Source organism: Accumulibacter sp. (assembly GCF_016789985.1).
Lineage (GTDB): Bacteria > Pseudomonadota > Gammaproteobacteria > Burkholderiales > Rhodocyclaceae > Accumulibacter.
This window is the reverse complement of record NZ_JAEUOL010000098.1, coordinates 1-5,154: the sequence shown is the minus strand read 5'-3', so window position 1 is coordinate 5,154 and position 5,154 is coordinate 1. Positions and strand designations below refer to the sequence as shown.

The 5,154-nt window shown below is 63.3% G+C and carries 4 protein-coding genes and 1 pseudogene; 4 read left to right on the top strand and 1 reads right to left on the bottom strand.

Features of this window, described 5'->3' with window-relative positions; all coding sequences use genetic code 11:
- The first annotated feature begins 614 nt into the window (after positions 1-614).
- Genes JNK99_RS05820 through JNK99_RS05810 form a run of 3 tightly spaced genes read left to right on the top strand, consistent with a single transcriptional unit; the run spans position 615 to position 3,253 of the window.
- Positions 615-788, top strand: coding sequence for a hypothetical protein (locus tag JNK99_RS05820; RefSeq protein WP_291849981.1), 174 nt, complete (start codon positions 615-617; stop codon positions 786-788).
- Positions 785-2,014, top strand: a complete 1,230-nt coding sequence (locus tag JNK99_RS05815; RefSeq protein ID WP_291849978.1) for an FtsX-like permease family protein — start codon at positions 785-787, stop codon at positions 2,012-2,014. The genes JNK99_RS05820 and JNK99_RS05815 overlap by 4 nt, the downstream gene beginning before the upstream one ends.
- Before the next feature lie 9 nt (positions 2,015-2,023).
- A complete protein-coding gene (locus JNK99_RS05810) occupies positions 2,024-3,253 on the top strand; it encodes an FtsX-like permease family protein (protein WP_291849975.1) in 1,230 nt (409 codons plus the stop codon).
- A 36-nt stretch (positions 3,254-3,289) separates the two neighbouring features.
- On the opposite strand, the gene JNK99_RS05805 is transcribed toward JNK99_RS05810, so the two are convergent.
- On the bottom strand, positions 3,290-4,144 hold the full coding sequence (locus JNK99_RS05805) for a class I SAM-dependent methyltransferase (RefSeq protein ID WP_291849972.1): 855 nt from the start codon (positions 4,142-4,144) through the stop codon (positions 3,290-3,292).
- 415 nt (positions 4,145-4,559) lie between these two features.
- On the opposite strand from JNK99_RS05805, the pseudogene JNK99_RS05800 reads away from it, so the two are divergent.
- Positions 4,560-5,154 (top strand): annotated as a pseudogene (locus JNK99_RS05800) (hypothetical protein); the annotation flags it as partial.

Here is a 5,154-nt window from a genome sequence, read left to right as displayed (position 1 = left end):
GCCAGTAGCGTCGACAATTCCATCGTGTTCGGTGTGCGCGCCTGAATCATCGCCGCCACCGCTAGCGGTAGCTTTTTCAGGATCGTCTTGCGCATCCCAGGGAGGGCCTCTTCCAGACCAAACCGTACCTCGTCCGCTAACGTATCTGTCTTTCCCATCGTCTCTCAATGTGTTGCCTCGTAATAATCAGAGATTACATTAAAAGTGATGGGTGGTAAGCAGGCAATGATTCCCGATTGACTTCGGCTGTCCGGATCCGGGATACTCTGCGCGATGAGCACCTCTTCCCTCATCCTGCTTTTGCCCCCGCGAGAGGGTCCTGGCGGTAACACCTGCCGCCGTAGTCTGTCGGCGAGCCTCCCTCCGGCATGACGCGTGGAGCCTTGGGCCGGTGGTTTCTCCTGAGGTGCCGGCCCCCGTGCCACAAACTTGAGGCGGACCGGAAGCGGGTGGGATTCGAGTCCATGTGGCAGCAAAGCCCTGGCCTGCGCAGCCGGTCAGCAGTCTCTGGGCGCTTCTGGCAATGTCTTTCTCCTGCTCCAGCATGCTGCTCGCTACCGAGTGTGGCATCTGCGCGGTCAGCTCAATCCGGTCCGCGTGCCGGTGGCAGGCGCGTGACCATTTCTCATGGGAGCCGGCCGGTCGACGGACACGGTTTCCGCGACCTCGACCGCGACAGTCCGTGGAGCGTCCAGAATAGCGTTGAAATCCCTCCGGTGATCCAGTTGCGCGGTCATCCCTTGGCGGTGCACGTCGCCACGCGCAAGAGCGCGCCAGGTCGTCGATGATCGGACGGACCTTCGCTCTGGCGTTCCGCAATCTCGCACGGCACCGGCGGCGATCGGGGGTCTGTATCGGGGCGATCGGTTTCGGCGTCGTCGCGCTCATCCTGGCCGGCGGGTTTGCCGAATGGATGATCTGGATGGAACGTGAATCGACGATTCACTCGCGCCTGGGTCATCTGCAAATCGTCAAACGTGGCTATTACGAACAGGGTGTGGCCGATCCCTATGCCTACCTGTTCGGCGAGCAGGTGGTCGACGTGCAGCAGATCAGCGAACTGCCGCAGGTGCGGACGGTCACCCCGCGGCTGGCCTTCTCGGGGCTGATCTCCAGGGGCGAGACAACGGTGAGCTTTCTGGGCGAGGGGGTGGCGCCGGAAACCGAGGCCAAGGTGTCCAAGGAAGTGGTCGTCAGTGCCGGCGAGCCGCTGACGAGCAGCGATCCGACCGGCATCATTCTCGGCAAAGGGCTCGCGGAAAGCCTGGGCGCCGAGCCGGGTGCGACCGTGGTGCTCCTGGTGACCACCCAGAGTGGCGGCGTTTCAGCCGTCGAGGCTCGGGTACGCGGTGTCTTTCATACGGCGATCAAGGCCTTTGACGATGCGGCACTGCGCCTGCCGATTCCCCTGGCGCGCAAGCTGGTGAAGGCCGACGGCGCACATCAACTGATCGTTCTGCTCGCCGACACGGAGCAGACCGACGAGATGCTGAAGCAGTTGCGCAGCCTGATCGATGAGAAGAAGAGCGGTTTGCAGGTGACGCCGTGGATCGATCTGGCCGATTTCTACAAGGCGGTGGTGGACCTGTTCGCTTCGCAGACCGGATTCGTGCGCCTGATCATCGCCATCATCATCATCATGAGCATGTCGAATGCCCTGATGACGAGCGTCAGGGAAAGGACGAGCGAGATCGGGACGATGATGGCCCTCGGTTTCCGCCGCAACGAAGTAATGCAACTGTTTGTCAGCGAAGGGGTGGTGATGGGGCTGGTCGGCGGAGCGGTCGGGGCGATCCTCGGTTATCTCCTGGCGCTGGCGATCTCGGCGCTGGGTATTCCGATGCCTCCGGCGCCCGGCATGGATCAGGGCTTCGACGCCGAGATCCGGGTGACCGCGCGGCTTGCCTTCGGCGGTTTCCTGCTGGCCGTGGTGTCGGCGGTGCTGGCCAGCCTGTACCCGGCTTGGAAGGCCTCACGGCTGCAGATCGTCGACGCCCTGCGGCGTGCCGTCTAGGACAACAGGATGATGTTCGAGATGATGACCCTGCGCTGCAGCCTGCGCAATCTCTTCCGCCAGAAGGGGCGCACCGGCATGACCCTGGCTTCGATCGTCTGCGGGGTCATCGGCCTGATCGTGTCGGGCGGCTTCGTCGAGGACGTGTTCATCCAGTTGCGTGAGTCGACCATCCATTCGCGCTTTGGCCACCTGCAGGTCTATCGCGCGGGCTTTTATGCCAACGGCGTCCGCGAACCATACGATTATCTGATCTCCGCGCCGGAGGATGTGCAGGCGAGCATCGCTACGCTTCCCGGGGTGGTCGATTCGATGCGGCGGCTCAACTTCTTCGGGCTGCTGAACAACGGCAAGACCGACCTGCCGATCATCGGGGAAGGCGTCGAGGCGGACAAGGAGGCGAAACTCGGCAGTCACCTGTTCATGGTCGACGGGCACCAATTGACGGGCAATGACATCAACGGGATGCTGGTCGGTGAAGGAGTGGCCAAATCCCTGGGCATCGGGGTTGGCTCATTCGTGACGATTCTCGCCAATACCCCGGAGGGTGCACTGAACACGCTGGAGTTCAAGGTCGTCGGCGTGTTCCGGACCTACGCCAAGGATTTCGACGCCCGGGCCGTGCGTGTCGCCCTGTCGTCGGCGCAGGAATTGCTCGGTGTCCAGGGTGTTCACTCCGTCGTCGTCTCGCTTGACGATTCGCTGAACACCGATCCGCTTGCCGCGCGTCTCGCGGCGCGACTGGTCAAGAGGGGCTACGAGGTCAAGACCTGGTTCGAACTCGACGACTTCTACGCCAAGACGGTCGATCTCTACAAGAGCCAGTTGGGCGTCCTGCAATTCATCATTCTCGTCGTCGTGCTGTTGAGCGTGGCCAACAGCGTCAACATGACGGTCTACGAGCGGGTTGGCGAGTTTGGTACACTGCGTGCGCTGGGCAAGCGCGACTGGCAGATCTCGCTGCTGATCATTATCGAAAATGCCCTGCTCGGCCTGATCGGCGCCATCCTGGGCGTCGTTGTCGGGATACTGCTCGCCCTTGCGCTGTCGGCGATCGGCATTCCGATGCCGCCGCCGCCGAACTCGAACGTCGGCTATACGGCCTACATCCGGATTGTCCCGAGCGTGCTGTTGCTATCGTTCCTGATCGGCTTTTTCGCCACGCTGCTTTCCTCCTTGCTGCCGGCCAGGGGCGTTGCCCGCCTGCCGGTGGCCGAAGCCCTGCGACAGAACATCTGAGTCGTGGCTGGCCATGCCGACCGGAGGTGCTTCGGATCAGATCGGCGAGCGCAGCGCGGAGAGGGCGTACAGTCGGCGCAGCGTGGCGTGTTTCAGGCGCTGGCGCCAGGGAAGATGAATCGGTTCGCTTGTCAGGGTCGGCATGGTCCTGTCCGCGCGCCGATTGTGCGCCAGGAGAAGCACCGGAAAGAGGTAGGACCACTCCTGGGTGATCCCGGAGAAGCGGCTTTGCCGCAGCAGGTCGGCCAATTCGTCGCGCGAGAAGGAGGCCAGGTAGGAATCCCGGATTTCCTGGAAGAACTGGTCGCCATGGGCACGATCGTACTTGTTCGAAAACCAGCGCCAGGTATCTTCCCGCTTGAAGCGCGCGAGATCGACCAGGAAGAAGGCGCCGCCCGGTCTGAGCAGGTCGGCCATGCCGTTCAGTGTCGCCAGTGCTTGCTCCGCTGTCGGGCAGTAGTGCAATCCGAAGGTCCAGGTGATGGCGTCGAAGCTGCGCTGGGCGAAGTGTTCGGGCAGGTGCGCCATGTCGACCTCGAGCAACCGGACGTTGTCGATGCGCTCGTGCTCGATGTGCCGGCGCGCCTGGTCGAGCATGGCGGGCGACAGATCGATGCCGGTGAATGCCACTCCGGGTCGCCGCCGGGCGAACTCCCCGAGCAGCAGGCCAGGGCCGCAGGCCACGTCAAGCGCCTCACCTTGCTGTGGGATGGCCGCCAGGGCCCGTTCGAGAACGAAGGCCTGAATGACCCGAAAATCACTCAAATGGGTCGCCCGGGCGTACTGTTCGCAGAAGCCCTCGTCGAAGATCAGGGATGCGCGATGCGGGACTCTTGCCTCGTGCCAGGTGGAGAGCCCTTCACGGGCGAAGTGGAAGAGTTCCTCAAGCATGTGGCCGGCCGCATGCGGTGCGGCCTTTGCAGACGGTTTGCGCGAGGACTGTTCCCTGCCGCAACGACGGCTTCCCGGTCAAGCTGTAACCTCCCAAGGTTCGGTGACGGCGGCAATTCTGCATGCTTATCTGATTGCTGGCAACCGCTCGGGACGTCAGGGACAGGTCTGCACTGCGTCGTCTAGGCGGGGGTTGGAGGGTATTGGCGAGTTCCCTGGGCAGACCGCCGGGGGGCGGGATGGACAATTCCGCGTTCTTCCCTGATCATTGCGGGGCCACATGCGCAGCGCTGGTGTCCTGGCTGTCGCCGGGAGGGTCACGCAAAGGGGGCCGCGGGTGCTGCCGCTGCCGACAGCGCCGGTCTGGAAGCGCGCGCGGCGACACAGGGAACGGCCCGATGGCGGAGAGCGTGAAATGAAGAGGTGTCGTCACTGCCTGGTGCCCGAGCGGGCGCCCGGCATATCCCTGTCTGCCCGCGGGATTTGCAATCTGTGCAGCGATGTGAGCGCATTGGCGCGCGAAGCAGCGAGCGCCGAGGCGGGGCGCCGGACGAGTGAGGCGGACTTCGAACAGGCCTTGGCCGACTGTCGGGGCCGCGGCGAATACGATTGCCTGGTTCCGCTCAGTGGAGGCAAGGACAGCGTCTATCTGCTTCATCGCCTGAGTGTCGAACGCAAGCTGAGGGTGCTCGCCTTTACGGTGGATATCAACATCCCGCCGCTCGCCTGGGACAACATCAGGCGTGCCCTCGGCAAGCTCAACATCGATCACCTCAGCTACTCGCCGTCGGCTGCCTTCTACCGCAAGACCTTTCGTTACCTGCTGCGCAATCAGGAGGAGCGCGGCGCGGTTTACACGCTTTCTTACGTCTATGCCCCCCTGTTTGAGGGCGATGCGATGCGGCTGGCCATCCAGAAGGGTATTCCGCTGGTGCTCGCCGGCTACTCGCCCGGCCAGCCCGAGCCGGAGCGAATGCGCTACGAGTTTTCGCGCCAACTGATCTGCGACA

Excerpts from the sequence above, each read along its gene's own strand:
- JNK99_RS05815 (WP_291849978.1), top strand. The coding sequence starts at position 785 with ATGATCGGACGGACCTTCGCTCTGGCGTTCCGCAATCTCGCACGGCAC.
- JNK99_RS05810 (WP_291849975.1), top strand. The coding sequence starts at position 2,024 with ATGATGTTCGAGATGATGACCCTGCGCTGCAGCCTGCGCAATCTCTTC.
- JNK99_RS05805 (WP_291849972.1), bottom strand. The coding sequence starts at position 4,144 with ATGCTTGAGGAACTCTTCCACTTCGCCCGTGAAGGGCTCTCCACCTGG.